The 17,840-nt window shown below is 76.8% G+C and carries 9 protein-coding genes; 1 reads left to right on the top strand and 8 read right to left on the bottom strand.

The genetic code is table 11. The features are described 5' to 3' along the window. Positions 1-96: 96 nt before the first annotated feature. From ACIQGZ_RS16845 to ACIQGZ_RS16810, 8 genes are read right to left on the bottom strand one after another with little or no spacing between them, the layout of a single operon-like run. Complete coding sequence (locus ACIQGZ_RS16845) at positions 97-5,382, bottom strand: amino acid adenylation domain-containing protein (protein WP_402602523.1); 5,286 nt, start codon at positions 5,380-5,382, stop codon at positions 97-99. Beyond that, entirely contained in the window at positions 5,379-8,624 is a 3,246-nt protein-coding gene (locus ACIQGZ_RS16840) for an amino acid adenylation domain-containing protein (protein WP_402602521.1), read from the bottom strand. The genes ACIQGZ_RS16845 and ACIQGZ_RS16840 overlap by 4 nt, the downstream gene beginning before the upstream one ends. After that, positions 8,617-10,410, bottom strand: a complete 1,794-nt coding sequence (locus ACIQGZ_RS16835; protein ID WP_402602519.1) for a condensation domain-containing protein — start codon at positions 10,408-10,410, stop codon at positions 8,617-8,619. The genes ACIQGZ_RS16840 and ACIQGZ_RS16835 overlap by 8 nt, the downstream gene beginning before the upstream one ends. Further along, on the bottom strand, positions 10,407-11,615 hold the full coding sequence (locus ACIQGZ_RS16830; protein WP_402602518.1) for a 2-oxo acid dehydrogenase subunit E2: 1,209 nt from the start codon (positions 11,613-11,615) through the stop codon (positions 10,407-10,409). Before ACIQGZ_RS16830 ends, ACIQGZ_RS16835 begins: the two co-directional genes overlap by 4 nt. Continuing rightward, entirely contained in the window at positions 11,612-13,666 is a 2,055-nt protein-coding gene (locus ACIQGZ_RS16825) for a thiamine pyrophosphate-dependent enzyme (protein WP_402602517.1), read from the bottom strand. Before ACIQGZ_RS16825 ends, ACIQGZ_RS16830 begins: the two co-directional genes overlap by 4 nt. Beyond that, the gene (locus tag ACIQGZ_RS16820; protein ID WP_402602515.1) at positions 13,660-15,027 is read right to left on the bottom strand and encodes a glycosyltransferase family 4 protein; all 1,368 of its coding nucleotides are present in this window, start codon (positions 15,025-15,027) and stop codon (positions 13,660-13,662) included. Before ACIQGZ_RS16820 ends, ACIQGZ_RS16825 begins: the two co-directional genes overlap by 7 nt. Then, entirely contained in the window at positions 15,024-16,391 is a 1,368-nt protein-coding gene (locus ACIQGZ_RS16815; protein ID WP_402602514.1) for a glycosyltransferase, read from the bottom strand. Before ACIQGZ_RS16815 ends, ACIQGZ_RS16820 begins: the two co-directional genes overlap by 4 nt. Positions 16,392-16,398: 7 nt before the next feature. Beyond that, entirely contained in the window at positions 16,399-16,722 is a 324-nt protein-coding gene (locus ACIQGZ_RS16810; protein WP_402602513.1) for an acyl carrier protein, read from the bottom strand. A gap of 612 nt (positions 16,723-17,334) precedes the next feature. Here ACIQGZ_RS16810 and ACIQGZ_RS16805 point away from each other — a divergent pair. Beyond that, positions 17,335-17,688 (top strand): hypothetical protein, encoded by a 354-nt coding sequence (locus tag ACIQGZ_RS16805; RefSeq protein ID WP_402602512.1) that lies wholly within the window; start codon positions 17,335-17,337, stop codon positions 17,686-17,688. The last annotated feature ends 152 nt before the right edge of the window (positions 17,689-17,840 follow it).

The following is a 17,840-nucleotide window of genomic DNA, read 5'->3' as shown; positions in this document are numbered from 1 at the left end:
TCACTGGCTCGATCCAGTGCGCCCAGCCCGAGGCCGCCGCCCACCGTCTCCGCAAAGACGGGCGGCGGCCTCGGCGTTCACCGGGGCCGCTTTGCTTTATATAGAGACAGTGTTGCCGAGGAACATGGTGAGCACGCCGGCCGCCGTCACGGCCACCGACGGCCGCAGCCCGGTGACCAGGCAGCCGACCGCGAGCAGGACGAAGGACAGCAGCACGCCGTGCATCCGCCGCCGCGTCGGGCCGCCCCACAGGGCCATCACCAGGCCGCCGAGTGCGATCCCGGCGCCGCCCGCCAGCGAGACCCGGGCGACGTCCGCCAGGGTGCCGAAGCCCAGGACCAGCGGCTGGAAGAAGATGAACAGCGGTCCGAGCAGCAGGTTGGTGGCGGCGAAGAACAGCAGCATGGCGCGGAAGCCGGGGGTGCCCATGGCCAGTCGGAAGCCGGCCCGGATCTCCGCTCCGACGGTCTCGCGCCGCTTGTGGCCCAGCCGTTCGGGGAAGCGCAGCGCGCCGGTGACCGCGATGGCGACGACGTAGCTGCACACGTCCGCCAGCAGGATGCCGCGCAGGCCGACGGTGGCCAGGGCGGCGGTGGCGAGCAGGGGTACGGCGAACTGGACGACGCCGCTGCCGGCCTGCACCAGTCCGTTGGCGTGGCCGAGGAAGCGCTTGGGCGCGAGTTGCGGTACGGCCGAGGAGTAGGCGATCCGCTGGAAGGTGAGCGCTACCGAGAGCAGGGTCATCAGCAGGTAGACGGCGGGTCTGCCGAGTGCGCCGGCGAGCAGCAGGAGCAGCATGGCGCCCTGGACGAGCCCGGCGGCGGCGTCGGCCGCCATCATCACCTTGCGGCGGCTGAACCGGTCGGCGACCGCGCCGGCCAGCGGGGCGGTCAGCAGCCCCGGTACCAGGCCGAGGGAGGCGAGCAGGGCGAGTTGCAGCAGGGAGTCGCTGGTGAGGTAGATCCACAGCGGCAGGGCGAACTCGGTCATGGCCGATCCGGTCATGGAGACCAGTTGGCCGGCCGCGACGGCGAGGAAGCGCGGCATGCTGGGCTCGGGGGCGCGCGGCGCGGCGGCGGGCGGCGCCGCCGACGGTGGCGGCTCCGGGGCGGAGTGCGAGACGTCCGCCAGCCGCCAGGCGTGGCCCGGCGGGACCGGCAGTGGCGAGGCGGCCGGGTCTTCGCCTGCGGCCAGGGCCGGGTGGACGCGGGTGACGATGGCGGCCAGTTCGGCGGCGCGGTACTTGAGGAAGTAGTGGCCGGCCTCGTCCAGCACCACCAGGGCGGTGGTGCCGGTGACGAAGTGCCACTCGCGGAACCGCTCCTCGTGGAAGGCGGTGATGTCGTCGCGCTCCCCGACCACCGAGACCACGGGCGCGGCCAGCGGCGGGACCCGGCGGCTCAGCAGATCGGTGAAGTACTCCTCGGCCTCGATGTTGTCGGTGCGCAGGTCGCGGACCATCCGGCGTGCCTGGGCGGGGTCGACCTCGTCCAGTCCGAGGCCCAGGGAGATCAGCCAGTTGCGGTAGCGGCGGTCGCTGCCGAACCGCTCCAGTGCGGCCAGCAGCCGGACCACCGGCCCGCGCGGGCGGGCGAAGGGGAAGATCCCTCCGGTGTAGACCGCCTCGACGGGCCGCCCGGCCGCCTCCAGGGCGCGGGCCAGGGCGACGGCCAGCGCGCCGCCGATGGCGCAGTGGCCGTAGAGGACGAGCGGGCCGGTGACGCGTTCGGTGATCTCCGCGACGGCGGCCTCGACCAGGTCGGGCAGCGCGGCGCGGCGCCCTTCCAGGCCCATCTCCTCGCCCGTGCCGGCCAGCGCGAACAGCGCGTGGCCGGCCGGCAGGGCGTCGGCGAGCGGCTGGTACACGGCGGCGCTGCCGCCGCCGTAGGGGACGCAGACCAGGGTCAGGGTGCGGCCGGCCGCGGGCTGGTCGGGGGTCAGTTCGTGGAGCAGGCGGGCGGGGGCGCGTTCGGCGGCCGGGGTGTCCAGCAGTGCGGCGAGGCCCCGTACCGTCGGGTGCTTGAACAGGTCCATCAGGGAGATCGCGCCGGCGTCGGGCAGTGCCTTGCGCAGCTTGGCGACGGCCCGGATGCCGAGCAGCGAGTGCCCGCCGAGGGCGAAGAAGTCGTCGTCCCGGCCGGGGGTCGGCACATCGAGGATCTCCGCCCAGACGGCCGCGACCGCGCGTTCGGCGTCGGTGGCGGGCTCGGCGCCGCCGGCGGCGGGGGCCCGGGTCGGGGCGGGCAGTGCCCTGCGGTCCAGCTTGCCGTTGGGGCCGAGCGGCAGGGCCGCGAGGGGGACGTAGGCGGACGGGAGCATCGAGTCCGGCAGGGTGCGGCGCAGGCCCTCGCGCAGTTCGGCGGCGTCGGGCATGGTGTCGGGCGCGGTGTCTGCGGCGGTGTCGGCGGGGGTGTCGGCGGCCGGGACGGTGTAGGCGACCAGCCGGCGGTCGCCTGGGCGGTCCTCGCGGACCACCACGGCGGCGTCGCGGACGCCGGGCAGCGCGCGCAGGGCGGCCTCGATCTCGCCGGGTTCGATCCGCAGGCCGTGCAGTTTGACCTGCTGGTCGGTGCGGCCCAGGTACTCCAGGGTGCCGTCCGGGCGGTGGCGGGCGAGGTCGCCGCTGGCGTACATCCGGGCGCCGGGCGGGCCCCAGGGGTCGGCACGGAACCGCTCGGCGGTGAGCTGCGGGCGGCCCAGGTAGCCCCGGGCGACGCCGGGGCCGGCGATGTGCAGTTCGCCGGGGAAGCCGGCCGGGACGGGTTCGCCGTGCTGGTCCAGCAGGTAGACCCGCATGTTCTGGATCGGCCGGCCGATCGGGGTGCGGGGCAGGCCGGCCAGTGCCTGCGGGGTGCAGGTCCAGGCGGTGCAGTCCACGGACGCCTCGGTGGGGCCGTACAGGTTGTGCAGCGCGCAGCCGTCCAGCCGGGCGAGCAGCCGCCGGGCGAGGTCGGCGGGGAGTTCCTCGCCGCTGCACATCATCTGCCGCAGGGTGGTGCACCGCTCGATGCCGTCCTCGGCGAGGAAGACCGCGAGCATGGAGGGGACGAAGTGCGTGGTGGTGACGGAGTGCCGGATGACGGCGTCGCGCAGGTAGCCGCCGTCCCGGTGGCCGCCGGGGCGGGCCAGGACCAGCCTGGCTCCCTCGCGCAGCGGCCAGAACAGCTCCCAGACCGAGACGTCGAAGCCGGTCGGGGTCTTCTGGAGGACGGTGTCCTCGGGGCCGATCGGATAGCTGCGCTGCATCCAGTCGAGCCGGTTGTGGATGCCCCGGTGGGTGCAGACGACGCCCTTGGGGCGGCCGGTGGAGCCGGAGGTGAAGATGACGTACGCGGCGTCGTCCGGCCCGGGGCGCACCGGCGGCTCGGCGGGCTCTGCGAGGTCGGCCGGGTCTGCGGGCTCCCAGAGGGCGGGGTCGTCCAGGCTCCAGACGGCGGTGCCGTCGGGGAGGGCGGCGGGGAGGCGGCGGCGTACGGCGTCCTGGACCAGCAGGACGGCGGGGGTGGCGTCGGCCAGCAGCCCGGCCAGCCGGTCGGCGGGGTGGTCCGGGTCCAGTGGCAGATAGGCGCCGGCGGCCTTGAGCACGGCCAGCAGGGCGGCGACGAGTTCGGCGGAGCGTTCGGCGCAGACGGCCACCAGGGTGTCCGGGCCGACTCCGGCGCGGCGCAGCCGGCGGGCCAGCGCTTCGGCGCGGCGGTTCAGCTGACCGTACGTGACCTCGGTGGCGGGCAGGCCGTCGGCGGGGGCGTCGACCACCAGGCAGACCGCGTCGGGGGTGCGGGCCGCCCGCTCCTCGAAGGGGCCGTGCAGGGTGTCGGGGGCGCCGATGTCCAGGGCGGTGTCGTTCCACTCCGCCAGGACGGTGTGCCGCTCGGCCGCGTCCAGCAGGTCCAGCCGGGAGAGGGGGCGTTCGGGGTGGCGCACGATCTGCCGCAGCAGCCGTTCGAACAGGACGGCCAGCCGGGCGGCCGTCTCGGGGTGGAACAGGTCGGTGCTGTAGGTGAAGAAGCCGTGCAGGCCCTCGGGGGTCTGCCGCAGGTACAGCTCCAGGTCGAAGCGGGTGGAGCGGATCTCGACCGGGAAGTGCTCGGCGCTCGGGCCGTCGGCGGGCCCGGCGCTCTCCTCGGCGCGGTCGTAGTTGAGCAGGGTGAAGGACGTCTGGAAGACGGGGGTGCGGCTGGGGTCGCGGGGCAGCGCCAGTTCGCCGACCAGCTGCTCGAACGGCATCTCCTGGTGGGCCAGGTCCGCCAGGAAGCGGTCCCGGACCCGGCCGAGCAGGGTGGTGAAGCCGGGGTCGCCGGAGACGTCGGCGCGCAGCGCGAGGACGTTGGCGAACAGGCCGACCAGCGGTTCCAGTTCGGGGAGGGTGCGCCCGGCGACGGTGGAGCCGATCGCGAAGTCCTGCTGTCCGCACCAGCGGGCGAGCAGGGCCTGGTAGGCGGCGAGCAGGGTCATGTAGGGGGTGGCGCCGTGGGCGGCGCCGAGGGCCAGCAGGGCGCGGCTCAGTTCGGGGTCGAGCGCCAGGCCCTGGCCGGCGCCGCGCAGGCTCGGTTCGGCGGGGCGCGGCAGGTCGGTGGGCAGGTCCAGCGGCGGCACTCCGGCCAGTCGGCCGCGCCAGTGGTCGAGGTCGGCCTGCCGTACGGCGCCCTGGTAGCGCTCGCGCTGCCAGGCGGCGAAGTCGCCGTAGCGGACGGCGGGTTCGGTGGCCAGGTCGTCGGTCCGGTCCTCGCGGTAGGCGGTGAGCAGGTCGCGCAGGAAGAGTTCGCTGGACCAGCCGTCGGAGGCGATGTGGTGGTGCACCAGGACCAGGACGTGGTCGTCGTCCCGGTCGGCCGGGCCGGCGTGCAGCAGGCAGGCGTGCAGCAGCGGGCCGTGGGCGAGGTCGAAGGTCCGGGCGGTCTCCTCGGCCACCCAGCGGGCGAGCAGTTCGTCGCGTTCGGCGGGGCCGAGGGCGGGGTCGGGGACGCGTTGGCCCAGGGTGACGCCGCCGTCCGGGTCGACCTGGACGTGGGGGGTGCCGTCCGGGTCGGCGGGGAAGCGCATCCGCAGGCTCTCCTGGCGGGCGACGACCCGGTCCAGGGCCCTGGCCAGCCGGGCGCGGTCCAGTGCGCCGCGCAGCCGCACCACCTGGGGGATGGTGTAGGCGGTGCTGTCGGGGACGAACTGGTCCATGAACCAGAGCCGCTCCTGGGCGAAGGAGAGCGGCGGGGCGGTGCCCTCGGGGCGGCGCGGGATGGTAGCGGCAGCGGGGGCGGTCCTGGCCCGGCGCAGTCGGCGGGCCAGCAGTTCGGCGCGGGCGGCGGCCGGGTCGGGCGGCGGGGCCGCCGGGGGGTGTGGGCTGGACGGGGCGTGCTGGCTGGACGGGTCGGCGGTGGTGGTCATCGGGCCGGGTCCCCTTCCTCGATCAGGGCCGCGACCTCGGCGTCACTCAGCGTGTCGATGTCGGCGAGCAGCAGGTCCTCCACGGCGGCGGCGGTGCCGGCCACGGTCGGTGCGGTGAACAGGGTCCGTACCGGCAGTTCCAGACCGAGGGCGGCCCGCAGCCGGGCGACCACCCGGGTGGCGAGCAGCGAGTGGCCGCCCAGGGCGAAGAAGTCGTCCAGCGCCCCGACGGCGGGCAGGCCCAGCACCTCGGCCCACACCTCGGCGACCAGGTGTTCGGCGTCGGTGCGCGGCTCGACGCGGGGTGCGGGCCGGTCGCCGGTGTCCGGCCGGGTGCTGGGGGCGGGCAGTGCGGCCCGGTCGGGCTTGCCGCGTACGGTGAGCGGCATCCGGTCCAGGACGACGCAGGTGTCGGGCACCAGGTGGGCGGGCAGCAGTTCGCGCAGGTGGCGGCGGAGCGCCCCGGGGTCGGGGGTGTCGGCGCCCCGGGGGGCGACCCAGGCGGCGAGCGTCTGCCGGCCCTGGTCGTCGTGCAGGTCGACCACGGCTTGGCCGACCTCGGGGTGGCGCAGCAGGGCGGCCTCCACCTCGGCGGGTTCGACGCGGTGGCCGCGTACCTTGAGCTGGCGGTCGGCCCGGCCGAGGAACTCCAGGGTGCCGTCGGGGCGCAGCCGGGCGAGGTCGCCGGTGCGGTACATCGGGCCGCCGTGCGGGGTGTACGGGTCGGGGGTGAAGCGTTCGGCGGTGAGTTCGGGCCGGCCGAGGTAGCCGTCCGCGAGGCCGGCGCCGGAGAGCCAGAGTTCGCCGGGTACGCCGGGCGGTACCGGGTGTCCTGCCGGGTCGAGGACGTAGGCGCCGGTCTCGGTGAGCGGGCGTCCGATGCCGGGGCGGCCCGCTGCGTCGGCGGGGCCGACCGGGGCGGCGGTGGCGATGACGGTCGCCTCGGTCGGGCCGTAGGTGTTCCACAGCTCGACCCGGTCGCCGAACCGCTGCCGCCAGGCGGCCACGGCGGGGGCGGGCAGCTGGTCGCCGCCGAGCACCACCAGGCGCAGCGCGGGCGGCCAGGGCACCGTCTCGGCGGCGGCGACCAGCTCCGCCCAGTAGGCGGTGGGGAGGTCCAGGACGGTGAGGCGGCGGCCTGCGGGGGTGCCGAGCCAGTCCAGCAGCTGGGCGGCGGGGACGGGTGGCAGCACCACCGTCGCGCCGCTGGTCAGGGCGGGGAAGACCTCCTCGACGTGGGTGTCGAAGCCGAGTGAGGCGAACTGGAGTACCCGGTCGCCGGGGGCGAGCCGGTAGCTGCGGCGCATCCAGCGGACCCGGGCGGCCAGCGCGCGGTGCGGGACGGCGACGGCCTTGGGTTCGCCGGTGGAGCCGGAGGTGTGCAGGACGTAGGCGAGGTCGGCCGGGGCGGGTGCGGGCCGGTCGCCGGTGGTGGTGGTCGCCGGGCCGCCGACGGTGGGCAGGGCGACGGGGGGCAGGGCGACGGTGGGCAGGCCGGTGTCCTGGGGTGCGGCTCCGGATTCGGCGGCGACGGCGGTGGCTCCCGCTTCGCGGAGCATCGCCCGCAGCCGCTGCGGGGGCAGCTCGGGGTCCAGCGGCAGATAGCCGCAGCCGGCCAGCAGGATGCCCCACATGCCGGCCAGCACCTCGGGCGAGCTGCGGCCGTACAGGCCGACCGGTCGGCCCGGGAGCGCTCCCACCTCGGCCAGGCGGGCGGCGGTCTGCTCTGCGGCGGCCAGTAGTTGACGGTACGTCAGGATACGGTCGCCGTGTTCGACGGCCGGGGCGTCGGGCGTCCGCTCCGCCTGCCGCAGCAGCATCACCGGCACCGTGCCGTCCGCCGGGCCGTCCGCCGGGCCGTCCTGCGGGTCGTCCGGGTCGGCGGCCGGGCCGTGCAGCAGGGCGCCGCGCTCGCCGGGGGCCAGCAGCGGCAGCTCGTCCACCGGCAGCTCCGGCCGGGCCACGGCGGCGCGGGCCAGCAGCGGCAGCCGGTCCAGCAGCGCCTGCGCCCCGGCGGTGTCCAGCACCGCCGGGTCGCAGGTGAGCACCAGGTCGAGGCCGTCGGCGCCGGGCCAGGCGTCCAGCGAGGTGTCGAAGGGGGTCGGCGGCGGGTCGCTCGGCACCGGCTCCAGCCGCAGCCCGCCGGCCGGGCGGTCCGCGCCCGGCCGGGGCCCGGCCTCGGTGTGCAGGTTGAACCAGGAGCGGAACAGCTGCCGCTGCCCGGCCTCCCGCGCCGTGCCGAGCACGCCGAGCAGCCGCTCGTACGGGACCTGGGGGTGGGTCAGCGCCCCGGTGACCGCCGTACGGGCCCGGTCGAGCAGGCCGTGGAAGGTGACGCCGTCGCCCAGGTCGGCGCGGAGCGGCAGCACCGCCGTGAAGCAGCCGACCAGCGGCTCGTCCTCCGGCCGCTCCCGGCCGGCGGTGGGCGTCCCGACGACGACGTCCCGCTGCCGGGTGTGCCGGCCGATCAGCAGCTGGTACAGCGCCAGCCAGGCCATGAAGGGGGTGCAGCCCCTCCCCCGGGCCAGCTCCGCCACCGCCTCGGCCAGTTCGCCGGGCACCCGGGCCCGGACCACCGGCGGCGCACCGGGCGCCGCCGGCGCCGGGCCGGGCGGCAGCCCGGGGCCGGGCAGCGCGGCCAGCTCGGCGCTCCAGTACGCCAGCGCCCGGTCCGCCGCCGGGCCGGCCGCCCGCGCCCGCTGCCACATCACATGGTCGCCGTAGCCGCCGGTCAGCGGCGGCAGGTCCGGCTGCCCGCCGTCCAGCGCCGCCGCGTAGCCGGCGGCCAGCTCGTCCAGCAGCAGCTGGATCGACCAGCCGTCGGAGACCAGGTGGTGGGCGCCGACCAGCAGTACCCACTGCTGCTCGCCGGTGCGGTACAGCTCGACCCGCAGCAGCGGCCCGCGCTCCAGCGGGTAGGGCTCGGCGCCGCGCAGCCGGGCCGCCCGCAGTGCGGCGGCCTCGGGGTCGGGGCCGCCCCGCAGGTCGTACACGGCCGGCTCGACGCGGGCCCGTTCCGCGACCCGCTGCACCGGTGCGCCGTCCACCTCGGTGAAGACCGTCCGCAGCGGCTCGTGCCGGGCCACCACCGCGTCGACCGCCCGCCGCAGGGCGGGCAGGTCCAGCGGGCCGGTCAGCGTGCGGATGGTGGCCAGGTTCTCCGAGGTGTCCTCCGGGTCGAGGCGCTGGAGGAACCACATGCGCTCCTGGCCGGGCGTCAGCGGGTACTCGCGGTCAGGCATGCTGCTGCTCCTCGATGAGCCGGGCCAGGGCGGCGCCGAAGCCGGCCGGGGTGGGGGTGTCGAAGAAGAGCCGCGCGGGTACGGCGGCGCCGAAGCGCTCCTCGATCCGGGCGGCGATGCGGACCACGGCCAGCGAGTCGCCGCCCAGCGCGAAGAGGTCGTCGTGGTCGCCGACCGCCGCCCGGCCCAGCACCTCGCTCCACAGCGCGCGCAGCTCCGCGACCGGCCCGGCCCCCGGGGGCGCGGTGCCGGCTTCGCCGCCGGGCGCGGGGCGGGGGGCGGGGCGGGGGGCCGGGTGCGGCCGGGTGGCGGCCCGCCAGGTCTCGGCGGTGCGCAGCGTGTCCACGGGGGCGTCGGGGCGCTGGGCGAGCAGTGCCAGCAGCTCGGCCAGTTCCCCGGCGAACGCGGTGGCGGCGGCGCGGGCGAAGCGGTCCCGGGGGTAGGTCAGCACCAGTTCGGCGCCGTCCGGGCCGGTGGTGGCGGCCAGGGTCAGGTCGTAGGCGGTGCCGTCGACCTCCCGTCCCCACGGCCGGGCGTCCAGTCCGGGCCCCCAGCCGGTGTCCGGTCCGCCCGGCAGGACCGCCGCGCCCTCCTCGCGTTCCACGAAGAGCACCTGGAACAGCGGATGCACCCCGGGCGCCCGCCGGGGCGCCGCCGCCGAGACGATCCGGTCGAACGGCGCGGCGTGCGCGAGGGCCGCCGCCAGGGTGTCGCGGACCCGCAGGGCGAGCGTGCGGTAGTCGGGGCCGTCGGTGAGCGGGACGCGCAGCGGCAGCAGGTCGGTGAAGCAGCCCACCACCTGGTCGAGGTCGGGGTGCGGCCGGGCGCCGGAGGCCGCGCCCACCACCACCTCCCGGGTGCCGGCGCAGCGGGCCAGCAGCACGGCGAACCCGGCGAGCAGTGCCGTGTGGGCGGTCAGCGGGGCGCTGCCGCCGACCGCGCGCAGCCGTTCCAGCGTCGGCGCGTCGATCCGGGCGACGGCCGTGCCGGTGCGGCGGCCGCCCACCCGGTCGGGGCGGCGCGGCGGCGCCAGGTCCGGTTCGGCCAGCGGGGCGGCGCCGGCCATCCGGTGCCGCCAGTAGGCCAGCCGCTCCGGCAGCACCCGCTCCAGGCGGCGGCGCGACCAGGCGGCGTAGTCGGCGTAGTCCGGGACGGACGGCGTGGTCTCCCGCGCGGCGGACGGGTCGCGGTGGGCCGCCGCCAGCTGCTCCAGCAGGACGGCCGCTGAGTGCGCGTCGGCGGCGATGTGATGGCAGATCAGCAGCAGCCGGTGCTCGTCGGGGGCCAGCCGCAGGACGGTCAGCCGCAGCAGCGGTCCGGCCGCCAGGTCGAAGCGGTGGCCGCCGGCCTCCACGGCGAGCCCCTGGGCCAGCGGCTCCCGCTCCGGCTCCGGGAAGGGCGTCAGGTCCGTCCAGTCGAGCAGCGCCTCGGCCTGATCGGCCGTCAGGGGTGCTTCGGGCAGCAGTTGGACGGGTTCGCCGCCGTCGGCCGCGAAGCGGGTGCGCAGCACCGGGTGGCGGTCGACCACGGCGGCCAGCGCCGTGGTCAGCCGGGTGCGGTCCAGCGGCCCGTGCAGTGCCAGCCCGGCGGTGACCGGGGGTGCGGCGGCGGGTCCGGCGACCTGTTCGGCCAGCCAGAGCCGCCGCTGCTCCGCCGAGCACTCCAGCGGCGTACCGTCGCGGGGCACCCTGGGGATGCCCGCCGCGCCGGCCGCCGCCCGCCGGCGGGCGGCCAGCAGCCGCAGTGCCAGCTGCTGCCGGTCGGCCGAGGTCTCCGTGATGCTCACTCGTCCTCCTCGGTGAGCCGTCTCGGCTCCTCCAGCAGTTCCTTGACGCCGCGCAGCAGCGCCACCACCTCGCGGCCGTTGACCAGCCGGTGGTCGAAGGCCGCGCCGAGGTGGACCAGCTGCCGGGCGCGGAATCCGCCGTTCCCGTCCGGCACGGCCACCGCCCGGGGCGCGGCCAGCGACAGGGCGCACGCCTGGCCGGGGAAGACGATCGGCACGGCGAAGGCGATCCCCGGGTCGGTGTGCAGGGTGAGGGTGATGTTGGCGCCCTGGAGGTCGGCGTCGCGGAAGGCGCCGCGCAGGGCCGCCATCCGGTGGCGCAGCAGGGTGCGGGCCAGTTCGCCGAGGCCGGTGCGGTCCGCGTCCCGGACGACGGGGACGTACAGTCCGCCGCCGAGGTCGAAGGTCACTCCGATGTGGGCGCCGGGGACCAGCCGGACGGCGGTGCCGTCGCCGGTGAGCGAGCCGAAGCAGGCCGGGTCGGCGGCGCGGCGGGCGGCGAGGGCGGCGAGCGTCAGCTCGGGCAGGCCGACCAGGGTGCCCAGTTCGGTGCTGAGCGCGCGGGTGACGGCCAGCGCGTCGGTGACGTCGACCTCCACGGCGGTGAAGGCGGGCGGGACTTCGCGGTGCGAGGCGGTGACGGTCGCGGCGACGGCGCGCTGCACCCGGGACAGCGGTGTCACCACGGTGCCGGGCGGCTCCGCTTCGGCGGCCGGCTCGGCGCCTTGCCGGGCGGCGGCCGGGGCCGACGGCGCTGCGGCGCCGCTCCGGGCGGCGGCCAGCTGCTCGACCTCGGCGCGCCGCACCAGCGGTACGCCCAGTGCCCGCACCTCCGCCTCGGGGATGCCCAGTTCGGCCAGCAGGGCCCTGGCGGGGGCGGTCACCACCGGGCCGGCGGCGCTCTGCGGCGATGGACCGGCGGCATCGGGCGTCTCGGTCCCGGCCGCCTGCCTGGCGGCTTCCAGCGCTCCGGCGTCCGGGTGCAGCCGGGCGAGCAGTGCCCCCGGCGGGTACTCCCGGCCCGGCTCCGCGAGCTGTTCGAGCAGCCCGTCCTGCGGGGCGAGCAGTTCCTCGACGGCCTTGGAGGTCTCCACCTCCAGCAGCGGTTCGCCCGCGGCGGCCTTGCCGCCGTCCGGGACGGCCCACTCCAGCAGGACGTAGACCGCGTCGTTGTTGTTGACCTTCGGCATCCGGTACTCGGTCACGCCGGCTGCTCCCCTCGGTAGCCCGACGCCGCCGCCCGTACCCGGTCGACGACGGCCTGTCGGATGTCCTGCGCCTGTACGAACACCTCGTCCTCCAGATGCGGGGCGGCCGGGATCACCCGGTCCGCCGCGCTCAGCACCCCGATGGGTGCGCGCAGCGTCGGCCACAGCTGCGGATAGAGGCGGTGGGCGACCTCGGCGCCCCAGCTGCCGCCGGGGGTGCCGTCCTCCAGTACCAGCACCACGGCGGCGCCGCCGCAGAGCGCGGCCAGTTCGGCGGGGTCCTGCGGGTACAGCCGGGCCGGTACCAGCAGCCGGCAGCAGAGCTCGTCCTCCAGCAGCAGGGTGCGTACCGCCTCGACCGCGCGGTGCGCCATCCCGCCGGGGGCGATCAGCACCGCGTCGAAGGCGTCGACCCCGTCGGGCCCCACCACGGCGACGCCCGGTTCGGCGCCCGCGAGGCGGTAGCGCAGCACCTCGTCGACGACTCCGGCGGTGTACCGGCGCGCGGTGTAGAGGATCTTGTCCTCGAAGAGCACCGCCGGTGCCCGGGTCGCCAGGGCGTGGGCCAGCAGCGGCACCGCGTCATGGAACGGCGTCAGCTCGTACAGCGCCAGGTCGGGCACGCCCAGCAGGTGCTTCTGCGGGCTCTGGCTGTGGGTGGGGCCGTAGCCGCGCCGGCCGCCGACCGGGCAGCGGACCAGCAGCGGCAGCTCCACCCGGCGCCCGTACATGGTCACCGACTTGGCGGCGAAGTTGACCAGTTGGTCGAAGGCCAGGGTGACGAAGTCGCCGAACATCATCTCCACCACGGCCTTCTCCCCCGCCAGGGCGAGCCCCGCCCCGGCGCCCGCGATGGCGCCCTCGCTCAGCGGTGTGGAGCGCACCCGGTCACCGAAGCGGGTGGAGAGGCCGCGGGTGATCCCGAAGGCGCCGCCGTACGGGTCGGTGACGTCCTCGCCCAGCAGGTGCACCGAGGGGTCGTCGGCCAGCAGCCGGTGCAGGGCGCGGTTGAGGTTCTCCGCGACCCGCTCGCGGGGGGCGGCGCCGTCCGCCGGGCCCGGTTCGGCCACCGGCCGGGGGGCGGGCCGCTCGGGGGCGGGCCGCGGGCCGGGCGGCTGCCCGGCCGCCCGGCCGTCGCACGGCGGCCGGGCCGACACCTCGGCCACCAGCCGCTCCACCCGGGCCGCCTGCCGCCGGTCGCACTCCCGGAACCGCTCCGGGAAGGCGGCCGCGTACCTGGCGTACCAGTCGCGGGCCCGCACGGCGGCCAGCTCAGCCGCCGGCCGGGTGTCGTCGCCCTTGCTGTGCGGCCCCAGCCGGTAGGTCTCCAGCTCCACCACCAGCGGTCCGCCGCCCGCGCGCACCCGCTCCAGCAGCGGGGCCAGCTCCGCCCGCAGCAGCGGCACCTCGTCGCGGTCCGAGTGGTGGTAGGCGGCGCCGAACGCCGCCGCGCGGCCCCGGATGGTGCCGGCCAGCTGCGCGCCGGTCGGGGTGGACTGGGCGATGCCGTTGTTCTCCACCACGACCACCAGCGGCAGCCGCCACAGCACCGCCATGTTCAGCGCCTCGTAGACCGCGCCCTCGCCCCAGGTGCCGTCACCGACGAAGGCCAGGGCCAGCGCGCCGCTGCCCTGCCGGGCGCAGCGCAGGGCCGCGCCGACGGCGACCGGCAGGCTCTCGCCCTGCACTCCGGTGGACAGATAGCGGCCGGTGAACAGGTGCTGGCTGCCGCCGACCCCGCCGCAGACCGCCCCGGCCCGGCCCATGACCTCCGCGAGCAGGCCCTCCGCGTCGCCGGTCAGCGCCAGGTAGTGGCCGTGGCCCCGGTGGTTGCTGAACACGAAGTCGTCCGGGTCCAGCAGCGGGGCCAGCGCCACCGGGATGTACTCCTGGCCCAGGCAGGTGTGGGTGGTGCCGCTGATCCGGCCCTCGCCGTACAGCCGCAGCAGGGCCTGCTCGAAGTGGCGGATGCCCAGCAGCAGTTCCAGGTCCCGGTCGGCGGGGCTGTGCTCGGGTGGGGCCGCCGGGGGCGCCACGGGGTTCAGCACGGCTGGGGTTCCTCTCGGTCGGGTGCGGCCGGGGCCGGGCGGCGGGCGGCCCGCCGGGCGGCGAGCAGCCGCAGCGCCGCCGCCCGGTCCAGGGGCCCTTCGGCGGCGGGCCGCGGCGGGGCGTCGACGGCCAGCTCCGCCAGCCAGCGGCCGAAGGCGCCGGGGTCGATGCCCGCGACGAAGGCGCCCGCCGCCGCCCGGGACGCCTCGGCCTGGTCGCGGTAGTGGTCGGGGTCGGTCAGCAGCGCCAGCAGGGCCGCCCGCCAGGGCGCCAGGTCCTGCGGGGGCAGCAGCGGCGTGGGGCGGGCCTGCCCGGCGCGGGCGGCGTAGCCGGTCACCGGGCGGACCGGCAGCGAACCGGGCACGCCGAGTTTGGCCTCCACCAGCCCGCCGAGCGCCGAGGCCAGCACGGGGATGCCGCGCAGCATCGCTTCCACGCAGCTGTACCCGAAGGTTTCGTCCCACAGCGAGGGCATCAGCAGCACGCTGGTGCAGCGCAGCAGTTCGTCGATGTCGTCCACCGGGTCGGTGAGCGTGATGTTGGGGCGCCGCCGCAGTTCGGCCAGCTCCTCGGGTTCGGTGCCCCAGGTCGGTACGGCGAGGAACGGTACGTCGGGCAGGGTGTCGGCCAGGCCGAGCAGGATGGGCAGGCCCTTGTAGCCGCAGGGGTTGACCATGGTCACCGCGCCCCGGCCGAAGGCTCCGCGCGCCGGGAACGGGCCCGGTCCGTAGACCTGCGGGTGGATCAGGTGCGCGGACAGGCCCGCGTGGGCGCGGACGTACTCCTGGGCGGCCCGGCTCACCGCGAGGACCCCGGCGGCGCGCCGGACCATCCGGGTGCCGGCCTCGCTGGGGTAGAAGGCCCCCGGGCCGAAGGGCAGCTGCTGGAGGGTGTGGACCAGGTACACCACCCGGCCGGGGGTGGCGGCCAGCGCGGCGCTCAGCGCCACCAGCCCCGGGTCGTCGCTGGGGACCAGGGTGCGGTCCGGGTCCAGCTCGGCCGCGACGGCCCGGATGCGGCCGGGCAGCAGCCGTGCGGAGCGTACGGCGTGCACGGTGACGCCCCGGTGGCGGTAGACGACGGCGTCCGGGTCGTCCGCCAGCAGCACCGCGCCCCGGGCGCGCAGGGCCGCGACCGCCGGATCGGCGTCGGGCGTGCCGGGCCCGGCGGGCGTGTGGGGGGCGGCGGTGTGGGGGGCGGCGGTGGCGGGGGTGTGGGTGGCCAGGGCGCCGGTCAGCGGGCCGACGACATGGCAGCTGTGGCCGTCGGCGGCCAGTTGCTCCAGCAGCAGCCGGTTGGAGCGGTTGGCGCCGCCGTGTGAGGGGAGGTGGATGAGGTTCTGGGCCAGCAGGATCTTCACCGGTCGCCTCCCTGCGGCCGGGGCGCCTGGCCGGGGTCCGGTCGCGCCGCTGCGGGCGGGCGCCGCCGCAGCCGTTCGCGCAGCCGGGCCACCTCGGCGGCGGTGAGCCCGCGCAGCCGGTCCGCCGGTGGGCGGTCCGCCGTACGGGGGCCGTCGGCCAGCAGTGCGGTGAGCCGGTCGGCCGCCGCGTCCGCCGCCGCCCGGCCGTCCGGGTCGCCGGTGACCGCCCGCGCGCGGGCCGGGTAGCCGGTGTCGGCGGCGGCGGCGCGAATCCGGGCGGCGAGCGCTCCGGTGCGCCACTGTCCGACGGGGACCGTACGGGCCAGCCCGAGCCGGGCCAGCCGGTCGGCGTTGTCGGGCCGGTCGATGCCGTCGGCCATCAGCACCTGCGGGGTTCCGGCGGCCAGCGCCCGAGCGCAGGTGCCGATGCCGCCGTGGTGGACCAGCGCGGCGGCCCGGGGCAGTACGGCGGCGAACGGCAGCCCGGGGCTCCAGCGCACCGTGCCCGGCAGGCGGTCGGGCAGCAGGTCGCGGTGGCGTACGACCAGCAGCGTCGGCAGGCCCGTCTCACCGACCGCCTCGACCAGGGCCGGGTAGTAGGCCGGGTCCAGCATCCGGCCGGTGCCGCCGGTGGCCACCACCGGGCGGACCCCGGCGTCGAACAGCCCGGCCAGCGGGTCGGCGCCGCCGGTGGCGCTCCGGGCGCCGAGCACCTCGGCGTCGCCGTCCGCCAGCGGGAAGCCGGTCAGCGCGACCCGGTCGGCGCAGCGGTGCCCGGCCGCGTCGAACCACTGCGGCCACAGGCCGATCTCGGCGTCGGCGCCGGCGAACCAGCGCCGCCAGTCGCGCAGCGGCGGCAGGCCGAGCCGCAGCCGTACCTCGGCGAAGCCGTCGCCCAGCTCGGTGGCGTAGGTGTGCGCGGCGACCGGCACGGCCATCAGCTGGGTGGGCGCCAGCGCGACCCAGGCCGCCGGGGCGCCCAGGGTCTCGGCGGCGAAGCGGACCGAGACGGCGGAGGTGTGCCGTCCGACCAGCACGGTCTCCCCGGGGCGGTGCAGGGTGCGCAGCAGGGCGCACTCGGCGGCGATCTGGTCGAACATGCCGTTGCGGCGGTAGAAGGCGTCCCAGGACAGGCCGCCGCCCGCGCCGCCGGCCAGCGCGGTGGTGTCCACCAGGGTCCGTTCGAAGGCGGTCTCGTCGTCGATCGCCGCGAAGCCCAGGCCCGCGGCGGCGGCCGCGTCGCGGTAGGGGGCGTGGGTCAGCAGCACCGCCCGGTGCCCGGCCCGCACCAGCGCGCCGCCGAGGCCGACGAAGGGCAGCACATCGCCGTCGCTGCCATGGGTCACCAGCAGGAAGACACCCATCAGCGGACTACGACTCCTCGGCCAGCAGCAGGCGGATCTCCTCGTCGCTGAGCCCGTCCAACTCGGCCGACAGCGCGGCCAGTTCGGCCGGGTCGACGCTGTCGCGCAGCAGCTCCTCCACCGCCGCCGCCGCTCCGGCCGCGCTGAAGCCCTCGGTGAACAGCCGGTCCACCGGCAGCTCCACGTCGTAGCGGTCCTGCACTCCGGCGAGGAAGCGGACCAGCGCGAGGGAGGTGCCCCCGGCGTCGAAGAAGTCGGTGTCCAGGGTGGCGGGCGCCGTGCCGACCACCTCGGTCCAGATTCGTACGACGTCCTTCTCGGTCGGGTTCATCGGCGGTCTCCGCAGTCTGCGGCAAGGCTGCGGACAGACGGGACATGCATGGGCGATTCTCCTTGCGCGGTGCGGTGGAGCGAATTCATGCCGTCGAAACCGGAAAAGGGCGTGCGATGCCGAACGCGGAGCCGAAGCGGAACTGCGGCCGCGCGTCGACACACGGAAGGGGGAGGAAGCAGCAGGTGGGAGCGCTCCCAGTGGACCCCGAAAGGATCATCCCCGAAGGCATCGCCATTTCAGCAGCGGTGGATCTCGCTGTCAATGCATCGGAGGGCAACCGCGAGAACCGGGTGCACCAGAACGGCGCGGCTGCGGTGGGCAATTATTAACATGGACATGACTTATCAGCGGGGCAATCCACCGGCGCCGCCCCGGGAACGGGGCACTGTCCGGGCAATTCGTGCACTGCTCGCCTCACCTGGCGTCAACCTCGCTGCCGGGCACGGGACTTCGGACGGCGGCGGTGCGGGGCCGGGCGACCGGACCCGGCGGATACGGCCGCACCGCAGGCGGTCCGAGGCGTACCGGAGGCAGGTCCGGGCGTACACGATGGCGGCGTCCCGGTCGATCCGGCGGCCTGGCCGGACCGCCGTCACTACGCTGTTCGGCATGAATGCCAAGGACCCGGACGCCGCTGACGAGTGGCCGCTGCCGCCCTCCTGGATGTGGGGCTGCGAGAAGTGCACCGAGCTGTACCGGGCGATGAAGCGGGCCCCCGAGGTGGTGGAGGCCGCCCGAGCGGCCGGTGGGCCAGGGGTCGACTACGACCCGATGGACAGCGTGGTCAGCACGCAGATCCGGCTCGCCCACCACATCGCCAGCACCCACGCGGCCGACGTGCCCGATGTCGACCCGAGCTGCGACAGATGCCTCTCCGACACCCGGCGGGCCACCGATGTCTTCGTCCTGGAGCACCGCGCCCGCCACCTGTTCATCCCACCCGCCATCGCCGGACTGCTCTGAACGACCGGCCCGCCCGCACAACCCGACCGACCCGGCCGCCCCCCCCCCCCCCCCGGGGCCCCCCCCGGGGCGGGGGGGGCCCGCGCCCTGGCCAGCCGCCCCACGCCACGACACCCACCGCGGCGACCGCGCGCACCGCGGGAACCGCCCCC

The sequence above is a fragment of the Streptomyces sp. NPDC092296 genome (assembly GCF_044755465.1).
Taxonomy (GTDB): domain Bacteria; phylum Actinomycetota; class Actinomycetes; order Streptomycetales; family Streptomycetaceae; genus Peterkaempfera.
This window is presented reverse-complemented; position numbering and strand designations above follow the sequence as displayed.